Raw genomic sequence first — 2,509 nt, forward strand, 5'->3', positions numbered from 1 at the left:
AGACCCAGATCGAGGTCCGCTACCGCAACCGCTACGGCCGCGAGCGGGTCTACACGACCCCCTTCGAGGGCGCCGTGCCGTTCGTGAAGCGCCGGCACAGCGAGGCCGAGAGCGACTCCAGCCGGGAGCGCTTCGAGGGCTATATGCGCGAGGTGCCCTGCCCCACCTGTGAGGGCACCCGCCTGAAGCCGATCGTCCTCGCGGTCACGATCATGGACAAGTCCATCGCCGAGGTCTCCGCGATGTCCATCAGCGACTGCGCGGACTTCCTCGGCAAGCTGAAGCTGACCGCCCGCGACAAGAAGATCGCCGAGCGGGTGCTCAAGGAGGTCAACGAACGGCTGAAGTTCCTGGTCGACGTCGGCCTGGACTACCTCTCCCTCAACCGCGCGGCCGGCACCCTCTCCGGCGGCGAGGCCCAGCGCATCCGCCTGGCCACCCAGATCGGCTCCGGCCTCGTCGGCGTCCTGTACGTCCTCGACGAGCCGTCCATCGGTCTGCACCAGCGCGACAACCACCGGCTGATCGAGACCCTGGTCCGGCTGCGCGACATGGGCAACACGCTCATCGTCGTGGAGCACGACGAGGACACCATCAAGGTCGCCGACTGGGTCGTCGACATCGGCCCCGGCGCCGGTGAGCATGGCGGCAAGGTCGTGCACAGCGGCTCCCTCAAGGAGCTGCTCGCCAACACCGAGTCGCAGACCGGGCAGTACCTGTCGGGCAAGAAGGCCATCCCGGTGCCCGACATCCGCCGCCCGCTCGACCCGTCCCGCCGGCTCACCGTGCACGGCGCCCGGGAGAACAACCTCCAGGACATCGACGTGTCCTTCCCGCTGGGCGTCTTCACCGCGGTCACGGGCGTGTCCGGATCCGGCAAGTCCACACTGGTCAACGACATCCTGTACACCCACCTGGCGCGCGAGCTGAACGGCGCGCGCAGCGTGCCCGGCCGGCACACGCGTGTGGACGGCGACGACCTCGTCGACAAGGTGGTGCACGTCGACCAGTCGCCGATCGGCCGCACCCCCCGCTCCAACCCGGCCACCTACACCGGTGTCTTCGATCACGTCCGCAAGCTGTTCGCCGAGACCACCGAGGCGAAGGTCCGCGGCTATCTGCCCGGCCGCTTCTCCTTCAACGTCAAGGGCGGCCGCTGCGAGAACTGCGCGGGCGACGGCACCATCAAGATCGAGATGAACTTCCTCCCGGACGTCTACGTCCCGTGCGAGGTCTGCCACGGCGCCCGCTACAACCGGGAGACCCTGGAGGTCCACTACAAGGGCAAGTCCATCGCCGATGTGCTGAACATGCCGATCGAGGAGGCGGTGGACTTCTTCGAGGCGGTCCCCGCGATCGCCCGCCACCTCAACACCCTCAAGGACGTCGGCCTCGGCTACGTCCGGCTCGGCCAGTCCGCGACCACCCTCTCCGGCGGTGAGGCCCAGCGGGTCAAGCTCGCCAGCGAACTCCAGCGCCGCTCCACCGGCCGCACGGTCTACGTGCTGGACGAGCCGACCACGGGTCTGCACTTCGAGGACATCAGCAAGCTGCTGAAGGTCCTCTCCGGCCTGGTCGACAAGGGCAACACGGTCATCGTCATCGAGCACAACCTCGATGTGATCAAGACCGCCGACTGGATCGTGGACATGGGCCCCGAGGGCGGTGCGGGCGGCGGACTCGTGGTCGCCGAGGGCACCCCGGAGGAGGTCGCCGCGGTACCTGCCAGCCACACCGGCAAGTTCCTGCGCGAGGTCCTCGGCGCCGACCGGATCAGCGACGCGGCACCGGTGAAGGCGCCGCGCAAGACGGCCGCCAAGAAGACGGTCGCGGCCCGGACTCCGGCGAAGAAGACGGCGACGGCCCGGACGACCGCGGCGAAGGCGACGACCGCGGCCAAGGCGACGAGCACGGCCAAGGCGACGAGCACGGCCAAGGCGGCCAAGACCGCCAAGGCGACGCCCGCGAAGAAGACGGCGCGCTCCCGCAAGGCCTGACCGTCACGACGCAACGACAGGGCGCCCCGCCGGAACTCCCGGCGGGGCGCCGTGCGTTCACAGGGTGCCGAGCTCGGCCAGATACGGCGGTTCGGCTCCCGCGCGGGAGCAGGTGATCGCGGCCGCGTGCGCGGCGAAGCGCAGCAGCGTCTGCCACTCGCGGGGCGTCATCGCCTCCAGCGCCCGCACCGACAGCGCGTCGCTCAGGGAAAGCCCGTGCAGCAGTGCGGCGTTGACGGTGTCGCCGGCTCCGATGGTGTCGACGACGTCCACCTTCTCGCCGGGCATCACATGGACGCCTCCGTCGTGGGTGAAGGCGGTGAGTCCGTCGCCGCCTTGGGTGATGACGACGGCGGTGGGTCCGGCGGCGAGCCATTCCTGTGGGGTGCCGCCGAGCCAGGTGGCGTCCTCCTGGGAGAGCTTGAGGAGGGTGACGGAGGGCAGCCAGGTGCGGAATCGGGCGCGGTAGGCGTCGGGGTCGGGGATGAGTGCGGGGCGGATGTTGGGGTCGA

The 2,509-nt window shown here is 69.8% G+C and carries 2 protein-coding genes; one reads left to right on the forward strand and one right to left on the reverse strand.

Annotated elements, in window-relative coordinates:
- Positions 1-1,997, forward strand: a 1,997-nt coding sequence (gene uvrA / locus G6W55_RS37280) for an excinuclease ABC subunit UvrA (RefSeq protein ID WP_175525024.1), incomplete at its 5' end; no start/stop codon positions are given.
- Between the two features lie 57 nt (positions 1,998-2,054).
- Here the strand turns inward: uvrA and G6W55_RS37285 are convergent.
- Positions 2,055-2,509 (reverse strand): PfkB family carbohydrate kinase (locus tag G6W55_RS37285; RefSeq protein WP_254876593.1); only part of this gene is annotated, 455 nt, incomplete at its 5' end.

It is taken from the genome of Streptomyces sp. CAI-85, from assembly GCF_013363615.1.
Lineage (GTDB): Bacteria > Actinomycetota > Actinomycetes > Streptomycetales > Streptomycetaceae > Streptomyces > Streptomyces antibioticus_B.